This window comes from Arthrobacter sp. Leaf69 (assembly GCF_001422645.1).
In the GTDB taxonomy this organism is placed as follows: domain Bacteria; phylum Actinomycetota; class Actinomycetes; order Actinomycetales; family Micrococcaceae; genus Arthrobacter.
The window spans coordinates 639878-658849 of the sequence record NZ_LMLR01000001.1; the positions used below are offsets into that span (position 1 = coordinate 639878).

Consider the following 18972-nt stretch of genomic DNA (forward strand, 5'->3'; position numbering starts at 1 on the left):
GTGCTGGGAGCGGCAGGCCGGTTGGGGTAGGGCCGGGCTGCCGGTGTCAGTGGCCGCTGGAACCAGGAGGCGTCAGCGGTGGTCGAGGCGGCGGGAGATCCGCTCGCCCACCAGCTGGATGACCTGGACCAGGACGATGATCAGCACGATGGTGACGAGCATGACCGTGACGTCGAAGCGCTGGAAGCCGTAGTTGTAGGCGAGCTTGCCGAGGCCGCCGCCGCCGACCAGACCTGCCATCGCGGAGAACCCCACGAGGGTGACCACCGTGGTGGTGGCCGCCGCGACGAGGGCGGGAAGTGATTCGCGCAGCATCACCTTGTTGATGACCTGCATCTTCGTGGACCCCATCACCTGGGCGGCGTCGATCTTGCCGTGGTGCACATCGCGCAGGCAGTTTTCCACCAGCCGGGCGAAGAACGGGATGGTGCCGATCGAGAGGGACACGGAGGCGGCGACCGGGCCGAGGCTGGTGCCGGTCAAGGCGCGGGCCAACGGAATGAGCGCCACCATCAGGATGGCGAAGGGGATGGAACGGGTGATGTTGACGATCACATCGCTGAGGATCCGGTTGGTGACCGGCATCGGGCGCAGCCCGCCCGGGGCGGAGACGTGCAGGAACACGCCCAGCGGCAGGCCGATCAGCACGGTGAAGAAAGACGAAATCCCCACCATCTGAAGTGTTTCGATGATGGCTTCGGGCAGGGCTTTGGCCAGCACGGGATTACTGAAGATGTCGTTCATGAGATACCTCCCTGGTCCCCGGTGGCGAGGACAGAAGCCGGAAGGGCGGAGCCGGCGTTGTCGGGGTCCTGGGCTGCGGCGGAGGCCGCACGCTTTGCGCCGATGCCACGCTCGTGCAGGTAGGCCAGCACGGCGTCCGCGTCCGCGGTTTCCGCCAGCTGAACACGCAGGTGGCCGAACTGCTGGCCGCCGAGGGTCTCGACGCTGCCGGCCAGGACGTTGATGTCAATGTCGAAATGCCGGGCGACCCCGGTGAGGACGGGTTCCTTGGCGCTGTCGCCGGAGAAGAGAATCTCCAGCACCGGCCCGCGCTGCAGGGCACCCGGCAGGGACTCGGACGGCGGCAGCGGCAGCAGCGCCTTGGCCAGCTTGCTGTCCAGATCGGCCGCGACGTCCCGCAGGGCGCCGTGTTCGATGATGCGGCCGCCGGAGAGCAATGACACGGATTCGCAGACCCGCTTCACGACGTTCATCTCGTGCGTGATGATCAGCACGGTGAGTTGCAGGCGCTTGGTGAGGTCCTGGATCAGGTCCAGGATTTCGTCCGTGGTGGCCGGGTCCAGGGCAGAGGTGGGCTCGTCACACAGGAGCACGTCCGGATCCGAGGCCAGGGCCCGGGCGATGCCGACACGCTGGCGCTGGCCGCCGGAAAGCTGCGACGGGTAGGCGTTCTCAAACCCTTCGAGTCCCACGAGCTTCAGGAGCTCCGCGACCCGGGTCCGGATTTGGTCCTTCGGTGTTTTCACAAGTTCCAGCGGATGCGCGACGTTGCCGGCCGCGGTCCGGGAGTCCATCAGGTTCGCGTGCTGGAAGACCATGCCGATACGCCGCCGCGCCGCACGGATCTCCGAGTCCTTGACGGAGCTGAGCTCGGTTCCGTCAATGCTGACGGAACCGGAGGTGGGACGGTCCAGCAGGGTCAGGCAGCGCACAAGGGTCGACTTACCGGCACCCGAATGGCCGATGATGCCGTGAATGGACCCTTTTGGTACCGAAAGAGTGACGCCGTCGAGGGCCACCACTTCTTTCTTGCCCTGCTGGTAGACCTTGCGAAGGTCGGTAACTGTGATCATCTATCCCTTGGCGGTTGGGGTTGGGCGCGGCATAACACACGCCAGGTTCTGAACTAAATTATGTCAGGGGTGCCATTTGGCATCCACCTGCGCATTTAGTTCGTCACAAAGGGACGGTCGATGCTGAAAATTCGAGATATCCTCCGGCCGCCCGGGCGGCGCGGCCATGGTTCTCCGGTCCGCGGAATCCCCGCCGGGAGTTTCAGGTCAGGGCGGTGCCGGGGCGGACTGTGATCTCCATCCCAACCCCTTGTGCGGCGGCAGTCCCCGTTAGAAGTCTCCGCGGCTCGCGTCCTCGGGCGGCAGCACGGGCCAGTCGCCTTCAATGACGGCGGCGGGTTTGGTCTTGCGCAGGTAGCTCTGGAAATCGGAGGCCTGGGCGGAGGCCCATTCGATCTGGAGCTGGTGCAGATGGCTGGCCGGCATCCGCAGCTTGGGGAACTTCCCGGCCATGGCGTCCAGCATACGCAGGGTGGCCAGGGCGTCGGCGGCCGAGGTGTGGGCATTGTCCAGGTCCACCCCGTATTCCTCGCACAGTGCCGTGAGAGTGCGCTTGCCCTTGCGGTAGCGGTCCACCTGCTTGTTCATGATGTACGGATCCAGCACGGGGAAGCGGGTCAGCTGCGGCACGCCGTAGCGGGCCGATTCGGCGGCGAGCACGGTGAAGTCGTAGCTGGCATTGAAGGCGATGACCGGCACACCGGTGTCGAAAAGCTCCTGGAGAACCGCGGCGACCTCCCTGGTCACGTCCGCGGCGGGGCGGCCTTCGCTGCGGGCCCGCTCGGTGGTGACGCCATGGATGTCACTGGCCTCCGTCGGGATTTCGACCCCCGGATCGGCGAGCCATTCGTGCTCCTTGACGATCCCGCCGTCGGAGTCCACGACGGTGATGGACGCGGTGACGATCCGGGCGGCGCGGGAGTTCCGGCCGGTGGTTTCAAGGTCGAAGGCTGCGCGGGGGAGGGTGTTCCAGGTGCTCATGCTTCAACGCTACCTGCTGCCACCGACGCTAATGCGCCGCCACCCCGCCCGCATCCGCAGCGGCCGAACCGGGCGGCGGCGGGGCCGCAGCCGGCCGCCCAGCGTCCTCCGGACGCTAGGCTTGTGTCATGCGGATGGAGTATGTGGAGGCGGTCCTGGACGTGGTGGCCCTGATCCCCGCAGGCTCGGCGGTGGCGTACGGAGACGTCGCCGAACTCCTCGGCTCCGGCGGTCCCCGGCAGGTCGGTTCCGTCATGAGCCACCACGGCAGCTCCGTGCCCTGGTGGCGGGTCCTGAAGGCCAGCGGAGACGCGCCCCCGGGACACGAGCGCGAGGCCCTTGCCCAGTACCTTGTGGAAGAAACTCCGCTGCTGGGGAGCTACACCGAATACCTCCGCACGGGCGAGGGGCGCTGGCGGGTGGACCTGATGGCCGCCCGCTGGGCACCGAGCGACGGTGAGTTCGACCGGATCGACGCGGTTGCCGAGCGGCTGGAGCGCTCCTTACATAAACTGTCGGCCCCCGATGATGAAATGACTGTGTGAGCATCCCCAGCCAGAACCCTGACTCCGTCCCGGCCGTACCAGAAAAGCCCGCACCAGCTCAGCCCGCACCAGCTCAGCCCACACCAGCTCAGCCCGCACCGTCTCAGTCCACGCCCAGCTCGCCTGCACAGGGCGGACCGCGGGCTGCCCGTCCTGGCACCTCCGGTTCCGCGCTGCGGCTGCTGCCGCCCCGGAAGCTGCACAGCGCCGTTCCCGCACTGTCGGCGGACCAGCTCGCCGCCGTCGACGTCCCGCACGGCTCCGGTCCCGTCCTCATCCCTGGAGCGCCGGGGACCGGGAAATCGACAGTGCTCGTGGAAGCCGCCGTCCGCCGCGCGCAGCGCGACGGACTCGATCCGGAGCGGATGCTCATCCTCGCCCCCGGACGACTCGCCGCCGACTCGCTCCGGGACCGCTTCACCGCGCGGTTGGACCGCAGCCTGAGCACGACGCCGGCCCGCACCTGGGCGTCGTACGCCTTCGACCTGATCCGGCGCGCCAAAGCCGAAGGCATCCTGCCGCTGCCGCGCCCGCCCAAACTCCTGTCCGGCCCCGAGCAGGACCTGATCATCAAGGAACTGCTCGAAGGGCACACACAGCCCGGACTTGAACTGCCGTGGCCGGAGGACCTCGGCGCGGCCCTGCAGACCCGCGGCTTCCGGCAGGAAGTCCGCCAGCTCTTTGACCGGATCATCGAATCCGGGCGGACCGCCGGGGACCTCGTGGTCCTCGCCCGCCGCTGCAACCGGCCGGACTGGGTCGCCGCCGCGGCACTCTATGCCGAGTACCGCGACGTGCTGGACCTGCGCATGCCCGAATCCTTTGACCCGGCCGGCATCATCACCGCTGCCCGGCAGATCTTCCAGGACGAACCGGACTTCCTGGCCGCCGAACGCGACAGGCTCCAACTGGTCCTGGTGGACGACATGCAGGAAGCCAACCCCGCCGTGTTCGAGCTGCTCGCGGATATCGCCGCGGGCAAGGATGTCCTCATCACCTCATCGCCGGACACCGTGGTCCAGGGCTTCCGCGGCGCCCGCCCGGACCTCGTCGCCGAACTTCCCCGGCTGCTCGCCCCCGCCGGCGGCGGCGTCCTCGAACGGCCGCTCTGGACCGCGCACCGCCACACCCCGGCAGTCGCGGACGCCTGGCTCTCCGTGGCCGGACGGATCTCCCGCCGCGCAGGCGGGCAGTCGGCGCGGCGGCTCGAACAGCCGGCTGCACCGCAGCATGCGCAACTGCCTGAAGCGCAACCTGCACCGCAGCATGCGCAACTGCCTGAAGCGCAACCTGAACCGCAGCCTGCGCAGCCTGGTGTCGCGGGCCGTGCCAACAGCACCGCCAACGGCGCAGCGGGCGGCACGGTGGAGGCGCACCTGCTGCCGTCTCCCGTGCACGAACTGCGCTATGTGGCACAGCGGATCCTGGAGGCCCAGCTCAACGACGGCCGCGATCTCGGGGACATCGCCGTGATCGTGCGCAACGGCAGCCAGCTCAGCCAGCTGCAGCGTTACCTCGCCGGCCAGGGCATCCCCGTCCGGATCCCCGTGGCTGAATCCGCCGTCCGGGACGAGGTCGCCGTCCGTCCCCTGCTGGATGCCTATGCCGTGGCCCTGGACCCTGACGTGTTGAGTCCCGAGGCCGCCGTGACGCTGCTGACCTCGCGGATCGGCGGAGCCACCGCGATCGAGCTGCGGCGCCTGCGCCAGTCCCTGCGCCGCGAGGAGCTTTTGGGCGGCGGAGGCCGGACCAGCGACGTACTCCTCGTCGAGGCGCTGCTGGAACCGGGCGCGCTGGCAAGCCTGGGCATCGAGGGGCACTCCGCGCGCCGGATTGCCCGGATGATCCACGCCGGCCGGGACGCGGCCCAGGCTCCCGGCGGCAACGCCGAAACGGTACTGTGGGCGCTTTGGAACTCCACCGGCCTCGCCGCACGCTGGACCGAGGCCGCGCTCGCCGGGGGAGCGGCCGGGGCCCGGGCGGACCGGGACCTCGATGCCATGATGGCGCTCTTCCACACCGCCGAGCGCTTCGTGGACCAGCTGCCCGGTTCCGGGCCGGAACAGTTCCTCGAGTACCTGCTCAGCCAGGAACTCCCGATGGACACCCTCGCTGCACGCGCCCAGCTGGAGGACGCCGTGGAGCTCATGACACCGGCCAGCGCCGCCGGCCGGGAGTGGCCCGTGGTCATCGTCCCGGGCCTGCAGGAAGGCGTGTGGCCCAACACCAGGCTCCGCGGCGAACTGCTCGGCAGCACGCTGTACGCCGACGCCGTCGAGCACGGCGTGGACTACGCCCTGCAGCTGGATCCCCTCAGCCGGCTGCGCGAAATCCGCTATGACGAACTGCGCAGCTTCTCCACCGCCGTATCACGGGCACAGCAGGTGCTGATCTGCACCGCCGTGTCCTCGGAGGACGAACAGCCCTCCTCATTCCTGGACTACGTGTCGCCGCTGGGCCCTGGCCGGGACCGGCGCGGGTTCACGCCGGTGGAGCGTCCGCTCACCCTGCGCGCACTTGTCGCCGAGCTCCGCCAGTACGCCCAGCTCGACGCCGGAACCCCCGAGGCCGTGGAAGCCAGCACCGTGCTCGGAGCCTTGGCCGCCGCCGAACCGCCCGTGCCCGGCGCGCACCCCGCGAGTTGGTGGGGCCTTGCGCCGCTGTCCACCGAGGATCCCGTCGTCCCTCCGGGCGGCACCGTCTACGTCTCGCCGTCGAAAGTGGAAACCGTGCAGAAATCGCCGCTGGACTGGTTTGTCCAGGCTGCCGGCGGAGAGGCAGCCACCGACTTCGCCCGCAGCCTGGGCACCCTGGTCCACGCCATCGCGCAGGACCTGCCGGATGCCTCCGGATCCGAATACGTGGCCGAGCTGGTCCGCCGCTGGCCCGCGCTCGGGATGAAGGACAACTGGGAAGGCAAGCTGGACTTCCAGCGCGCCGAAACCATGGTCCGGAAGCTCGCCCAGTACGTGCTGGTGATGCGCGGCGAGGGCCGGTCCCTGGTGGGCGTCGAACAGGACTTCGAAGTGAAACTTCCCGACGTGGTCCCGGCCGGAAACAGCGGCGCTGACACCGGACCTGACTCCGACAACGGGTCCTGGCCGCCCCGTCCGGCGGTGCTGCGGGGCCAGGTCGACCGGCTGGAGATCGACGCCGAGGGCCGGCTGGTGGTCGTGGACCTCAAGACCGGTAAGCGGCAGCCGGGTAAAGCCGATCTCGACCGGCACCCGCAGCTGGGCGCCTACCAGGCGGCCGTGCTGGCCGGCGGCTTTGCCGGGCCCGACGACGGACCGCCACCGCTGCCCGGCGGTGCTGTCCTGGCCCAGCTCGGCACCACCACCAAGAGCCCGGGCATCCAGGCCCAGCCGCCGCTGGACCCGGCGGAGAACTGGGCCCTGGACATGGTCGGCGACGCCGCCCGGGTCATGTCCGGGAACACGTTCGAGGCCCGCCACGATCCGTCCAAGGGCGGCCACGGGGGCCACGGCTGCCGCCTTCCCGAAGTCTGTCCGCTGTGCGTGCGGGGAAAGCAGGTCACCGAATGAGCGCCGAACCGACTCTTCCCGGCGGTGTGTCCGCCGCTGTGCCCGCAGCCCTTCCGGCTGCGCGGTTCACCCCCGAGGAGCTCTCCGCCATGCTGGGGGAGAAGAACAGCCCCACAGCCGAACAATCGCACATTATTTCCTCGCCCCTGTCGCCCCGGCTGGTCATTGCCGGCGCCGGCTCAGGCAAGACGGCCACCATGGCTGACCGCGTGGTGTGGCTCGTCGCCAACGGCTGGGTCCGGCCGGAGGAAGTGCTTGGCGTGACCTTCACCCGGAAAGCCGCCGGGGAACTGGCCACCCGTATCCGCGCCAAGCTGGCCGCGCTGCAGCGCATTGCCGCGGCCGACACCCAGAACCAGGTGTTCCCCGCCGGGCTGCTCAGCACCGACGCGCTCGAACCCAAGGTCTCCACGTACCACTCCTACGCCAGCGGGATCGTGTCCGACTATGGCCTCCGGCTCGGCGTGGAACGGGACGTCGTGCTGCTCGGCGGCGCGCAGTCCTTCCAGCTCGCGAGCGAGGTTGTGGAAGCGTTCGACGGCGAATACGAACACTTCCGCTCCGCCAAGTCCACCCTGGTCAAGGCCGTCATCCAGCTCGCCGGCGAGTGCGCTGAACATCTCCAGGACCCGTCCGGGGTCCGCGGCTGGCTGCTGGACCGGGTGGCCGAGTTCGAGTCGCTGCCCTACGTCGCCACGGCCAAGAAGAACCCCAGCCAGGCCGCGGCCGAGCTCAGCGGAATGTTGCGCACCCGGGCCAGCGTCGCGGACATGGTGGGGCGCTACACGGACGCCAAACGCGCCCGCGGCGCCCTGGACTTCGGCGACCTCGTGGCCCTCGCCGCCCGCGTCGCCAACGAGATCCCGGTGGCCGCGGAAACCGAACGCCAGAAGTACAAGGTGGTGCTGCTGGACGAGTTCCAGGACACCTCGCACGCCCAGCTGGTCCTCTTCTCCCGGCTGTTCGGCGACGGTCACGCCGTCACAGCCGTCGGGGATCCGAACCAGTCCATCTACGGGTTCCGCGGCGCCTCCGCCGGCCAGCTCTTCCATTTCGTCCGCGAGTTCCCGGTCCGGCTGCCCGATCTGGGCACCGCCGGAGACGGCGATGCCGACGCCGGCAACACTGCCCGCTTCGCCGTGGCGCCGACGTCGTACCTCACCACGGCGTGGCGCAACGGCCGGAACATCCTTGCCGCCGCCAACGCCATCTCCGCACCCCTCAGCCAGGCCGCAGCCCAAACGGGACCGGCCGGCGAGCGGGACACGGCCGGGAGCGTCGAGGTTCCGCCGCTGCAACCCAGCCCGGCCGCGGTCCAGGGCCGTGTGGTGATGGGGCGCTTTGGCACCGACGAGGACGAAGCCGCTGCGATAGCGGGCGACGTGTTGAAGTTCCGGGTGACTGACTTTCACGGGTCGGCGGCGGAGCCTGAGCCTCCCGCCATGGCGGTGCTGTGCCGCCGGCGCGCCCAGATGGAATGCATCCGGCGGGAATTCGAGGTGCGCGGGATTCCGTATGAGATCGTCGGCCTCGGCGGGCTCCTGGACACCCCGGAGATAGTCGACCTCGTCGCGACCCTCCGGGTGCTGGCCGATCCGGGCCGCTCGGATTCGCTGATGCGCCTGCTCGCCGGGGCGCGCTGGCGGCTTGGCGCCGCGGACCTGATGGCCCTGCGGGACTGGTCCAGCTTCCTCGCCCGGCGCCGCGGCCGGCCGGGAACCATGGATGACGATGCCGACGACGGCGGGGCCGAGGCTCCCGTGATCGAGGGCGACCTCACGGACGCCGCCAGCCTCGTCGAGGCCCTCGACTGGCTCCCGCGCGAGGGCTGGACGTCCGCGCACGGCCGCCAGCTCAGCCCCGAGGGGCTGGAACGGCTCCACCGGCTCTCGGCGGAGCTCCGGCAGCTGCGCGGCTACATGGGAGACGACCTTACAACGCTCCTGGGCGAGGTGGAGCGGGCCATGCTCCTTGACATCGAAGTGGCCGCACGGCCCGGGATCAGCATCCACCAGGCCCGCCGCAACCTGGACGCCTTCCAGGACGCCGCCGCCGGGTTCCTGTACACGTCCCAGCGCGTCGATGTGCTCGCCTTCCTGGCCTGGCTGGAGGCCGCGGCCGCCGAAGAGAACGGCCTCGACGCCGCCGCGCCGGAAGTCAACCACGAAGCGGTGCAGCTGCTGACCGTCCACGCCTCCAAGGGCCTGGAATGGGATGTTGTTTTTGTGCCCGGGCTCAACGCCGGGGCCTTCCCCAGCAGCCGGGATTCGCGCTGGAGCAGCGGCAGCGCCGCGTTGCCCTGGCCGCTGCGCGGGGACCGCGCGGACCTGCCGCAGTGGGACGTTGAACACCCGGACCAGAAAGGCTGGCTTGACGCCGAGAAGGAATTCAAGTCCGCCGTGCAGGTCCACGGCGAGGCCGAGGAACGGCGGCTGGCGTACGTGGCCTACACCCGGGCCAAACACGTGCTCTGGGTTTCCAGCGCCGCCTGGGTGGGTTCCCGGGCCGGAATGGCGGGCATGTCGCCTTTCCTGGCCGAACTCGAAGTGCTCGCCGCCGACGCCACCGCTTCGATCCACCCGCTGTCCGTCAGCGAGGAATCGCTGCCGGCGGAGAGCCCGCTGACATCGGAACTGGAGGTTGCGGGGTGGCCGTATGACCCGCTCGAAGGGCCCACCGATCCGCGCACGGGCGCGCGGATGCGGCTGGTTCCGGGCCGGCGGGCAGCGATGCAGTCCGCGGCGGACCGGGTGCTGGACTCCTTGGACTCCGGGGTGCTGCTGGACGCCGTTGCCAGTGCGGGCGGCACGGAGCCTGGACGGCGCCACCCGCTGCGCGGGCCGGCCGGCGGCTGGGCGCTCGAAGCCGCGACCCTTCTGGAACGCCGCTCGCGCCGGACCCTGGTACAGGATGTGCACCTGCCGGGCCACATTTCCGCGTCCACCCTGGTGGACCTCGAGGACGACGCCGGCTCCGTTGTTGCCCGGCTGCGGCGTCCGGTGCCGCGGGAACCGGGGATGTCCGCCCGGAAAGGGACGGCCTTCCACGCCTGGGTGGAAGAGTACTTCGGCGCCGCCGGCATGCTGGACCTCGGCGACGCGGCGGGCTCCGACGACTACATTGACGAAGCCTACGGCCTGGACACCATGGTGGAGACCTTCCGGCAGTCCGAGTGGGCCAACCGTGCGCCGGCCCACGTCGAGGTGCCGGTGGAGACCCGGATCGGTGACGTGGTGGTCCGCGGCCGGATCGACGCCGTCTTCCGCGATGCCGACGGCGGCTGGGACCTGGTGGACTGGAAGACCGGCCGCCGTCCGTCGGCGGCCCAGCTGAAGACCAAGGCGGTCCAGCTGGCCGTCTACCGGCTGGCCTGGGCCCGGTTGAAGGACGTCCCCATCGATCAGGTCCGGGCGGCGTTCTACTACGTGGCTGACAACCAGGTGGTCCGGCCGCACGACTTGGGCTCAGCGGAGCGGCTCGAGCAGATCGTGGCCGCGGCCCTGGGAAAGGGCTAGCGGGACTTCGCCTCGACCACCGTGAGAGCGGTGGTCGACGTGTCCTCAGCGTCCGTCGGGGCCGTGCCGTCCGCCGAGGACGCTGCCTCGGCATGGACTGCGCCGTCTGCTTGGAGTGCGCTGTCTGCTTGGACTGGGCCGTCTGCTGGGGCAGGGCTGTCTTCCTGAACTGCACTGTTTTCCGGAACAGCGCTGCTCGCCTGGACTGCACTGTTTTCCTGGACAACGGCGATGGATTGGGTCGAGGTGTCCTCGGCACTGTCCCTGGAAACGCCGTCGTTGGAGGCGCCGTCGGCGGCTGCCGGTTCGATGACGGGGATCGGCGTCACCTGCACGGCAGGCATCGCGCTGCTGGTGGGAACTGCGGCAAGTCCGGAGACCGCATCCGGGGCCAGCAGAGTGACCTTGCTGACGGCCGGGACCGGCGTGCTGTCCGGTGCCTTATCCGGCGCACTGTGTGGATCGTTGTCCCGGGACGGGGTCCCGCCAAGATCCGGGGCAGGTGCAGGCTGGGGGAGAGGTTCTACGCTGATTGGCTGCCCGCCGTGTTCCGCGACGTCCTCGGCGAGCACGGTGAGCATGGATTCGGCTTCGTCGATCATCTCCTGGTTCCCGGCGGCGAGGCCCTTGACGAGGTACTGCGCCAGGGCGAATTCGGCCGAGAGCGCCGCACGCCGCAGCAGGTGGGCGTCGGGCACGTCGCGCCGGGAGGAGGTGTAGTGCCCCAGCACGGCATCCACAAAGTCCTGGTCGTTGGACGCAACGAGCCAGGCCATGTCGTCGGCAGGGTCGCCGATACGCAGATCGGTCCAGCCGGTCACGGCCGTGACACGCTCGCCTTCGACCAGCAGGTTGTCCTCGTGGAGATCCCCGTGGACCACACAGGGGTTGAAACGCCACAGGGAGACGTCCTCAAGCGCGTGTTCCCAGCGGCGGAGCAGCAACGGCGGAATCTTGCCGGTGGTCGCGGCCTGATCCAGTTCGTTGAGGCGGCGCTGGCGGAACTCGTTGGGCGTGTAGCTGGGCAGATCGGCGTTGCTCACCAGCGAGTGGGGCAAGTCGTGGATGGCGGCGAGGGCCGCGCCGATCTCGCGGGCAACGGCGGGGGATGCGGCGCCGAGGTCCTCGACGGACCGGGTGGAGCCGGCCAGGTGGGAGTACACAAACGTGCTCAGCGGTCCCTGCCGTACGGTGCCTGCAACGGTGGGCATGAGGAACGGGAGCTCGGCCCGGATACCGGGGACGAACGCCCGCAGCACCAGGAATTCCGTTTCCAGCCGGGCGCTGGCCTCGGCGTGGCGCGGCGAGCGGACTCGCCAGCGCTTGCCCTCGGAGTCCAGGAGGAGGGCCGAGTCGAAGTCTGCCGGATCGTCGGGCGCAGAGCTAACGGCGGTCGGGGTCAGTCCGGGGACTGCCGCGGTTGCCACAGCTGCCAGTTCGATTGGTTTTCTTCTCACTCTTCCACGGTAGATTGAGCGGCGCCCAAGACTGCGATGCACCACGGCGAGTCTGAAAGATCGGGAATAAATTGCGCCCCGGGCGGTGCCCGCCGCAGGGGCCCGGGACGAGGGTGCCCGCGCGCGTGCGGATGCCCACATACGCCGGGGAAAAATGTCATTTGTCAGCGCGAGTCAGTACGGTGGGTACATGAGTCTTGCGGAGTCACCGGCACCCAACAGTCAGGCCCCGTCGGGCACGTCAGTCTCCCCGGCCGCAGGCCCGGCCGCCAACCATCTCCTGGACACGGTCCTTCCGGTGCGCCCGGCGCTGATTGACCGCGGCTCCTCCGCCCGTCTCAGGCCCGGGATGCTCGAGGAGCTCCTGCACTCGGGCGCCGCGCGGGCCATGGTGCTGTCCGGCCGCCAGGCCCTGATCAACGGCAGCAGCCTGGTCCTGCTGGACGCCGCCGAACTGGCCCGGCACCTGCAGGACACTCCCTATGCACCGGAACAGCTGATCTACCTGGGCTCAGCCATGCCCGGCTCGGACCTGGCGGCGGGCACCGAACTGGTCCTGTTCCTTCTGCCGCAGCAGTTCGAGGTCCAAGCCGAGGAATTCGAAGCCCACATCGCCGGCATCCCCGATGGCGCGCAGTGGGCGGGCTTCCGTGATGTCGCTGCCACGCTGAACCCCACGGATACCGCCATCTTTGTTGAAGCCAGCGCCATCGCCAACTGGCACGCCACCCACACCCACTGTCCGCGCTGCGGGACAGCCACCGTGCCGGAGGCCGGAGGATGGGTCCGCCGCTGCCCCTCGGACGGCTCCGAGCATTACCCCCGCACCGATCCCGCCATCATTGTCACGGTCGTCGGTGCCGACGGCCGGCTGTTGCTCGGCGGCGGCGGCCCGCTCGACGCCCGGAATTATTCCACCCTCGCCGGCTTCGTCGAACCGGGGGAGTCGCTGGAACAAGCCGTGGTCCGGGAAATCGGCGAGGAAGTCGGCGTGCGCGTCACCGCCTGCCAGTACCTCGGTTCCCAGTCGTGGCCCTTTCCGGCCTCCCTGATGCTCGGCTTCACGGCCACCACCGCGGACACCGATGCCACGCCCGACGGCGTCGAAGTCACCCGGGCACGCTGGTTCAGCCGGAGCGAACTGCAGGAGGCGGTGCTCAGCGGCGAAATCGTCATCTCCAGCAGACTGTCTATTGCGCGGTCCCTGATTGAGCACTGGTACGGCGGCGTCATCCACGACCGCCCGGACAACCCGTGAAGCGATCGTGACACCAGACAACGGCACCTCCGGCCCCCGGGTCCACCACCGCGGCGCCTCCACCGGAAACCCTCGAACGGCTGAGCAGCAACAGTGAACACAGATATCTTCCAGTCCAGCGATTTCCCGCCCGGCACCTCCGGCGGGGGTGTGCCGGACACGGAGCCCTTGGCTCCGGACAACCGCTCCCTCGAAGAGCGCATCCTCGGCGGCCTCGACGCCGAACAGCGCGAAGTTGCCAGCACCCTGCAGGGACCCATGTGCGTCCTTGCCGGCGCCGGCACTGGCAAGACACGGGCCATCACGCACCGGATCGCCTACGGGGTGCACTCCGGTGTCTACAGCCCGCAACGGCTCCTGGCCGTCACGTTCACCGCACGGGCCGCGGCCGAAATGCGCAGCCGGCTCCGCGACCTCGGCGTCGGCAATGTCCAGGCGCGCACGTTCCACGCCGCCGCACTGCGTCAGCTCCAGTTCTTCTGGCCCCAGGCCGTCGGGGGAGTCCTGCCCAACCTCCTGGACCACAAGGCACAGATGATCGCCGAAGCTGCCCGGCGCCTGCGCCTGAGCACGGACCGCGCCTCGATCCGGGATCTGGCGTCCGAAATCGAATGGGCCAAGGTTTCCATGCTGACGCCCGCCAACTACCTGGAAAAGGCCCAGGGCCGCGGCACCCCGGGCGGCTTCGACCTGACCGCCGTCGCCCGGGTGTTCCAGTCCTACGAGGACGTCAAGACCGACCGGAACGTCATCGACTTCGAGGACGTGCTGCTGATCACCGTGGGTATCCTGCAGGAGGACCCGAAGGTCGCCGCCACCGTCCGCGAGCAGTACCGCCACTTCGTCGTCGATGAGTACCAGGACGTTTCGCCGCTCCAGCAGCGGCTGCTGGAACTGTGGCTCGGCGGCCGCGACGAGCTCTGCGTCGTCGGCGACGCCAGCCAGACCATTTACTCCTTCACCGGTGCCTCGCCGAAGCACCTGCTCGGCTTCAAAGCCCAGTACCCCGAAGCCACCGTGGTGAAGCTGATCCGCGACTACCGCTCCACGCCGCAGGTGGTGAGGCTGGCCAACGAGCTGCTGGCCGGCCGGCGCAGCGGGGGCCCGGTCGCCGACGCCGCCTGGGCCACACCCCTGCAGCTCGTGGCGCAGCGCCCGACCGGCCCGGTGCCGCAGTTCACCGAATGCTCCGACGACGAGGCCGAAGCCGCCACCGTGGCGGTCAAGGTGCGTGAGCTCCTCGACGCCGGCACCCCGGCCAGCCAGATCGCCGTGCTGTTCCGCACCAACGGCCAGTCCGAAGCCTACGAACAAGCGCTGGCCTCTGCGGGGATCGGGTACCAGCTGCGCGGCGGGGAACGGTTCTTTGCCCGAAAGGAAGTCCGCGACGCCATCCTGCAACTGCGGGCCGCCACCCGGGCCGTCGCCGAAACCTCCAGCCCCGAGCCGCTGGGCCAGCTGGTCCGCGACATCGTCGCCTCGCTCGGCTACACGGACGCCGCCCCGCACAGCGGCGGAGCCCTCCGGGAACGCTGGGAATCCCTCGCGGCCCTCGTCGCGCTGGCCGACGAACTCGTGATTAGCCGCGGCGGGCAGTTCAGCCTCTCGGACTTCGTCAACGAACTCCAGGAACGCTCCCTCGCGCAGCACGCCCCGACCGTCCAGGGCGTCACCCTCGCATCGCTGCACGCCGCCAAGGGCCTCGAATGGGATGCCGTGTTCCTCGTGGGGCTCAGCGAGGGCCTCATGCCGATCTCCTTTGCAGACAGCCCGGAGTCAGTCGATGAGGAACGCCGCCTGTTGTACGTCGGGATTACCCGGGCCAGGGAGCACCTTTTCCTGTCCTGGTCCACCGCGCGCACCCCGGGCGGGCGCGCCAACAGGAAGCCCTCGCGTTTCCTGGACGGGCTGCGCCCAGATTCGGTGGCCAGCTCCTCGGCCCGCGGCAAGGGACCGGCGCCTCGCCGCAAGGCCGCGGTACCGGCAACCTGCCGGGTCTGCGGCACCATGCTCTCCTCCGGCGCCGAACGCAAGGTGGGCCGCTGCAACCAGTGCCCGCCCAGCTACGAGGAGCAGACCTTCGACGCGCTCCGGCAATGGCGCAAGGACGCAGCGCTCGACGCCGACGTCCCCGCCTTTGTGGTCTTCACCGACGCCACGCTGACCGCCATTGCCGAAGCCCGGCCCGACTCCCTCGAACAACTCGCCAAACTGCCGGGTGTGGGACCGTCCAAGCTGGAGAAATACGGCGAAGCAGTCCTGGCAGTCCTGGCCGAAAGCACCACGCTCTGATGGCCGGCGGCAGCACCACCCGTTCCGCCACCCCCGCGGCCACGCCGCTGACCACCGCCGACGGCGCCCCCGTGGAAGTCCGCCGCTCCGCCCGCCGCCGGCGGACGGTGGCTGCGTTCTGGGAGAACGGCACGGCTGTGGTCGCCATTCCGGCGTCCTTCAGCCGCGCCCAGGAACGGGAATGGGTGCACCGGATGCTTGAGAAGCTTCGGCTCCAGGGGGAGCGGGGGACCCGCGGCGCGGGACGGCGCCGGCCGCGCAACGACGCCGACCTGGCGGCACACGCCGCCGAGCTCTCCGCCAAGTACTTCGGCGGCCGCGCCGTGCCGTCCTCGGTCCGCTGGGTGGGCAACCAGAACTCGCGCTGGGGGTCCGCGACGCCGTCGGACGGCACCATCAGGCTGTCCGACAAGCTTCAGCCCATGCCGCAATGGGTCATCGACTATGTGCTCCTCCACGAGCTGGCACACCTGCTGGTGGCCGGGCACAACGCCGCGTTCTGGCGGCTGCTCGAGGCCTACCCGGACACGGCCCGGGCCAAGGCCTTCCTCGAAGGGGTTTCCTTCGCCACGTCCCGCGGCCTCACGCCGGCGGGCGACGACGACGTCGACGTGGACAGCGAAAGCCCCGGCTGGAACTGACGTTCCGGCCGGGGCTTTTCCTGCTCAACAGCTAGGCTTTCGGGCCCTCGCCTTCGCCCTCGCCCTCGCCGGAAGCGTCATCCGTTCCCGGTTCACCGTCTTGTTCGTCGTGTTCCGCTTGTTCAGCCTGGTGTGTTTCGCCAGGCTCCGCGGTGTCGTCCCCGGCAGTCTCCGCATCCTCCGGCACGTCGAATCCGCCACTCAGCAGCTTCTGCAGCGCATCGTCAACTTCGGAGTCGCTGGCCTCGGCCAGTTTCCGGCGTTCGCTGAACCCCTTCGGGTCCTCCAGATCTTCGGCGGTCGGCAGCAGATCAGGGTGCTGCCAGATAGCGTCGCGGCCATCAACACCGCGTTCGACCTTGAGTGAGGCCCACAGGGCGGCGGCCTCCCGCAGCCGCCGCGGCCGCAGCTCCAGTCCCACAAGGGAGGAGAAAGCGTGTTCGGCCGGTCCGCCGGTGGCGCGGCGGCGGCGCACCGTCTCGCGCAGGGCCGCAGCCGAGGGCAGCATCTTTTCGGTGGCGGCCCAGCTCAGTTCATCGACCCAGCCCTCCACAAGTGCCAGAGCGGTTTCAAGCTTCTCAAGCGCCTGATCCTGGGCGGGCGTGCGCTGCGGCATGAAGACACCCTGCGACAAGGCCTCCTGGATGCCCTCAGGGTTGCTCGGATCCAGTTCGCGGGCGAGCTCCTCGATCTTCGACGTGTCGATATGGATGCCGCGGGCATACGCTTCGATCGCGCCGAGGAGGTGCCCCCGCAGCCAGGGAACCTGGACGAACAGCCGGGCGTGCGCTGCTTCCCGGACGGCCAGGAACAGCCGGATGTCGTTCTCCGGCAGGCTGAGGCCTTCGCCGAACTTGGCCACGTTGGAGGGCAGCAGCGCCATTTCGAGGTCGGCGAGCGGGACGCCGATATCGGTGGAACTGACCACCTCTGCCGACAACGCGCCGATGGCCTGGCCCAGCTGCATGCCGAAGATCGCGCCTCCCATGTTCTGCAGCATCGACGAGGCTCCGCCCATCATGGACTTCATCTCTTCGGGCATCTGCTCGGTCATGGCGGCGGACAGCGCATTGGCGATGCTGTTGGCCACGGGCTCGGTCAGGCGCTTCCAGGTGCCGAGCGTTTCTTCAACCCACTCGGCCCGGGACCAGGCCCGGCCGATCAGACCGGTGGCCGGCAGGCCAGTGACCTGGTCAAGCCACAGTTCGGCGAGCCTGAGGGCCTCATCCACTTCGCGGGACTGCTGCGCCGTGACGGACGGGTCCGAGCCGCTCGCGGCCACGCGCCGGGCGTTCTCGTGCGCCAGTTGCCAGTTGACGGGACCCTCTGAAGGGGCGCTCATCATAGCCTGCACCTGGGAGAACATCTGGGCGAGGAGGTTCGGGTCATCCGGAAGCCCCGCGGCCTTCGCCAGTTCCGCAGGGTCAATGTTTCCCATACCCTGGCCGCCCATCAGGTTCTTCAACATTTCCGCCAGCGGATCCTTGGGTTCCTCGTCGCCATTGGACGGATTAAGTGGGTTGGAGGTCATGATCCCGCCGATCGTCGGTGTGGCTACTTCTCACGTTCACGGTACCCCGCTGCCAGCGGGCTGTCTGCTGAAACCCGGCCACGTTCGCTGTCGGCAAAGAGCCCGGCGGGGAGGGGAGCGCGTAGTGTTAGAGACTGGAATATTTGCAGGCGGCAGCCGCGGCGAAAGCGGCGGAGGCGGTGCGCTGACCAGTGGGTCCGCAGGGTCCCCGGGCGCCGGCACGGAGAGGTCCTTCATTGACGATTACGCAGGGCGAACAGCCCGCCAGCGACCCCGCAGCCGGCCGGTCGCCGGGCCGACGGGCCCGCCTCGCCGGACCACGTTCCGGGGGGAAGCGGGACAAGCGCTCATCCGCCATGTTTGTGTCGGGGCTGCTCGCACTGGTGCTTGGTGTCACCGCGTTGACCCTGCCTGTCCCGTACGTCGTGGAATCACCCGGCCCCACCTTTAATACCCTGGGCACGGATAACGGCAAGCCGGTCATCAGTGTCACCGGCCATGAGTCGTTTCCGGCGGAGGGCAACCTGGACCTCACCACCGTCTACGTCGACGGCGGCCCCAACGGTCCGGTGACGGTCTTTGAGGCGTTCACGGCCTGGCTTAACGGCGCCAAGGCCGTCTATCCGGAGGAACTCGTTTTCCCCACGGGTGTGACGAAGGAACAGTCCCAGCAGGAAAGCGCCGTCGCGATGACCACCTCGCAGGAGAACGCCGTGGCGTCTGCCCTCAAGGAACTGGGCATCGCGTTTGAGCAGAAAATGCAGGTCGCGGGTATCCCGGAGGGTTCCGCGTCTGCCGGGAAACTTCAGGAAGACGACGTGTTGGTGTCCGTCAACGGCAAGCCGGCGTCAGCGCTGAGCGTCGTCCAAGCTGAACTGGCGGCCGGAAACGGCGCCCCGGTGGATGTCGTCGTCGAGCGTGCCGGCAAAAATGTGACGGCCAGCATCACGCCGTCGAAGAATCCGGCCGGACGGTTCATCCTCGGAGTCCTCCTGCAGTACAAGTTCAAGTTCCCCTTCGACGTCAAGATCTCCCTCGAAAAAGTCGGCGGTCCCAGCGCGGGAATGATGTTCGCCCTGGGCATCGTGGACACCGTGACACCCGGCGATCTGACCGGCGGCGAGCATATCGCGGGAACCGGAACCATCACCCCCGACGGCGCCGTGGGCCCGATCGGCGGCATCAGCCAGAAGATGCACGGCGCGCGGTCCGGCGGAGCCACCCTGTTCCTTGCCCCGGCCGCAAACTGCGACGAAGTGGTCGGGAATATCCCGGACGGACTGCAGGTGGTTCGGGTCGAGAACCTTGCCGAAGCTCGAAAAGCAGTAGAACTGGCCGCGTCAGGGGCCGACACATCGGGACTTCCGGTTTGCTCCAGCAACTAGACTGG

The 18972-nt window shown here is 69.2% G+C and carries 12 protein-coding genes; 7 read left to right on the plus strand and 5 right to left on the minus strand.

What is annotated here, in order from left to right; translation table 11 throughout:
* Positions 1–72: 72 nt before the first annotated feature.
* The 3 genes from ASE96_RS03005 to ASE96_RS03015 all read right to left on the minus strand — a co-directional run bounded on the left by ASE96_RS03005 (position 73) and on the right by ASE96_RS03015 (position 2798).
* Positions 73–744: a methionine ABC transporter permease gene (locus ASE96_RS03005; protein ID WP_056425718.1), complete on the minus strand. Its 672-nt coding sequence runs from the start codon at positions 742–744 to the stop codon at positions 73–75.
* Positions 741–1817 carry a methionine ABC transporter ATP-binding protein gene (locus ASE96_RS03010; RefSeq protein WP_056425721.1) on the minus strand — a complete coding sequence of 359 codons (1077 nt, stop codon included), beginning with the start codon at positions 1815–1817 and terminating at the stop codon, positions 741–743. Before ASE96_RS03010 ends, ASE96_RS03005 begins: the two co-directional genes overlap by 4 nt.
* Before the next feature lie 270 nt (positions 1818–2087).
* On the minus strand, positions 2088–2798 hold the full coding sequence (locus ASE96_RS03015) for a 3'-5' exonuclease (protein WP_056425725.1): 711 nt from the start codon (positions 2796–2798) through the stop codon (positions 2088–2090).
* 128 nt (positions 2799–2926) lie between these two features.
* Here ASE96_RS03015 and ASE96_RS03020 point away from each other — a divergent pair, with 128 nt between their 5' ends.
* The 3 genes from ASE96_RS03020 to ASE96_RS03030 all read left to right on the plus strand — a co-directional run bounded on the left by ASE96_RS03020 (position 2927) and on the right by ASE96_RS03030 (position 10403).
* A complete protein-coding gene (locus ASE96_RS03020; RefSeq protein ID WP_056425729.1) occupies positions 2927–3343 on the plus strand; it encodes an MGMT family protein in 417 nt (138 codons plus the stop codon).
* A 173-nt stretch (positions 3344–3516) separates the two neighbouring features.
* On the plus strand, positions 3517–6888 hold the full coding sequence (locus ASE96_RS03025) for an ATP-dependent helicase (protein ID WP_056426629.1): 3372 nt from the start codon (positions 3517–3519) through the stop codon (positions 6886–6888).
* Entirely contained in the window at positions 6885–10403 is a 3519-nt protein-coding gene (locus ASE96_RS03030; RefSeq protein ID WP_056425732.1) for an ATP-dependent helicase, read from the plus strand. The genes ASE96_RS03025 and ASE96_RS03030 overlap by 4 nt, the downstream gene beginning before the upstream one ends.
* Here the strand turns inward: ASE96_RS03030 and ASE96_RS03035 are convergent.
* Complete coding sequence (locus ASE96_RS03035; RefSeq protein ID WP_056425734.1) at positions 10400–11860, minus strand: macrolide 2'-phosphotransferase; 1461 nt, start codon at positions 11858–11860, stop codon at positions 10400–10402. The genes ASE96_RS03030 and ASE96_RS03035 overlap by 4 nt on opposite strands.
* Before the next feature lie 190 nt (positions 11861–12050).
* Between ASE96_RS03035 and nudC the strand changes: the two genes are divergently transcribed.
* The 3 genes from nudC (at position 12051) to ASE96_RS03050 (ending at position 16051) form a co-directional block, all read left to right on the plus strand.
* Positions 12051–13118, plus strand: coding sequence for an NAD(+) diphosphatase (nudC, locus tag ASE96_RS03040; protein ID WP_056425737.1), 1068 nt, complete (start codon positions 12051–12053; stop codon positions 13116–13118).
* A gap of 150 nt (positions 13119–13268) precedes the next feature.
* The gene (locus ASE96_RS03045) at positions 13269–15410 is read left to right on the plus strand and encodes an ATP-dependent DNA helicase UvrD2 (RefSeq protein ID WP_326951830.1); all 2142 of its coding nucleotides are present in this window, start codon (positions 13269–13271) and stop codon (positions 15408–15410) included.
* Positions 15410–16051: a M48 metallopeptidase family protein gene (locus ASE96_RS03050; RefSeq protein WP_056425740.1), complete on the plus strand. Its 642-nt coding sequence runs from the start codon at positions 15410–15412 to the stop codon at positions 16049–16051. The genes ASE96_RS03045 and ASE96_RS03050 overlap by 1 nt, the downstream gene beginning before the upstream one ends.
* A 31-nt stretch (positions 16052–16082) precedes the next feature.
* Here ASE96_RS03050 and ASE96_RS03055 read toward each other — a convergent pair whose 3' ends face one another.
* Positions 16083–17582: a zinc-dependent metalloprotease gene (locus ASE96_RS03055; protein WP_056425742.1), complete on the minus strand. Its 1500-nt coding sequence runs from the start codon at positions 17580–17582 to the stop codon at positions 16083–16085.
* 236 nt (positions 17583–17818) lie between these two features.
* Between ASE96_RS03055 and ASE96_RS03060 the strand changes: the two genes are divergently transcribed.
* Positions 17819–18967 carry a YlbL family protein gene (locus ASE96_RS03060; protein ID WP_056425745.1) on the plus strand — a complete coding sequence of 383 codons (1149 nt, stop codon included), beginning with the start codon at positions 17819–17821 and terminating at the stop codon, positions 18965–18967.
* Positions 18968–18972 lie beyond the last annotated feature (5 nt).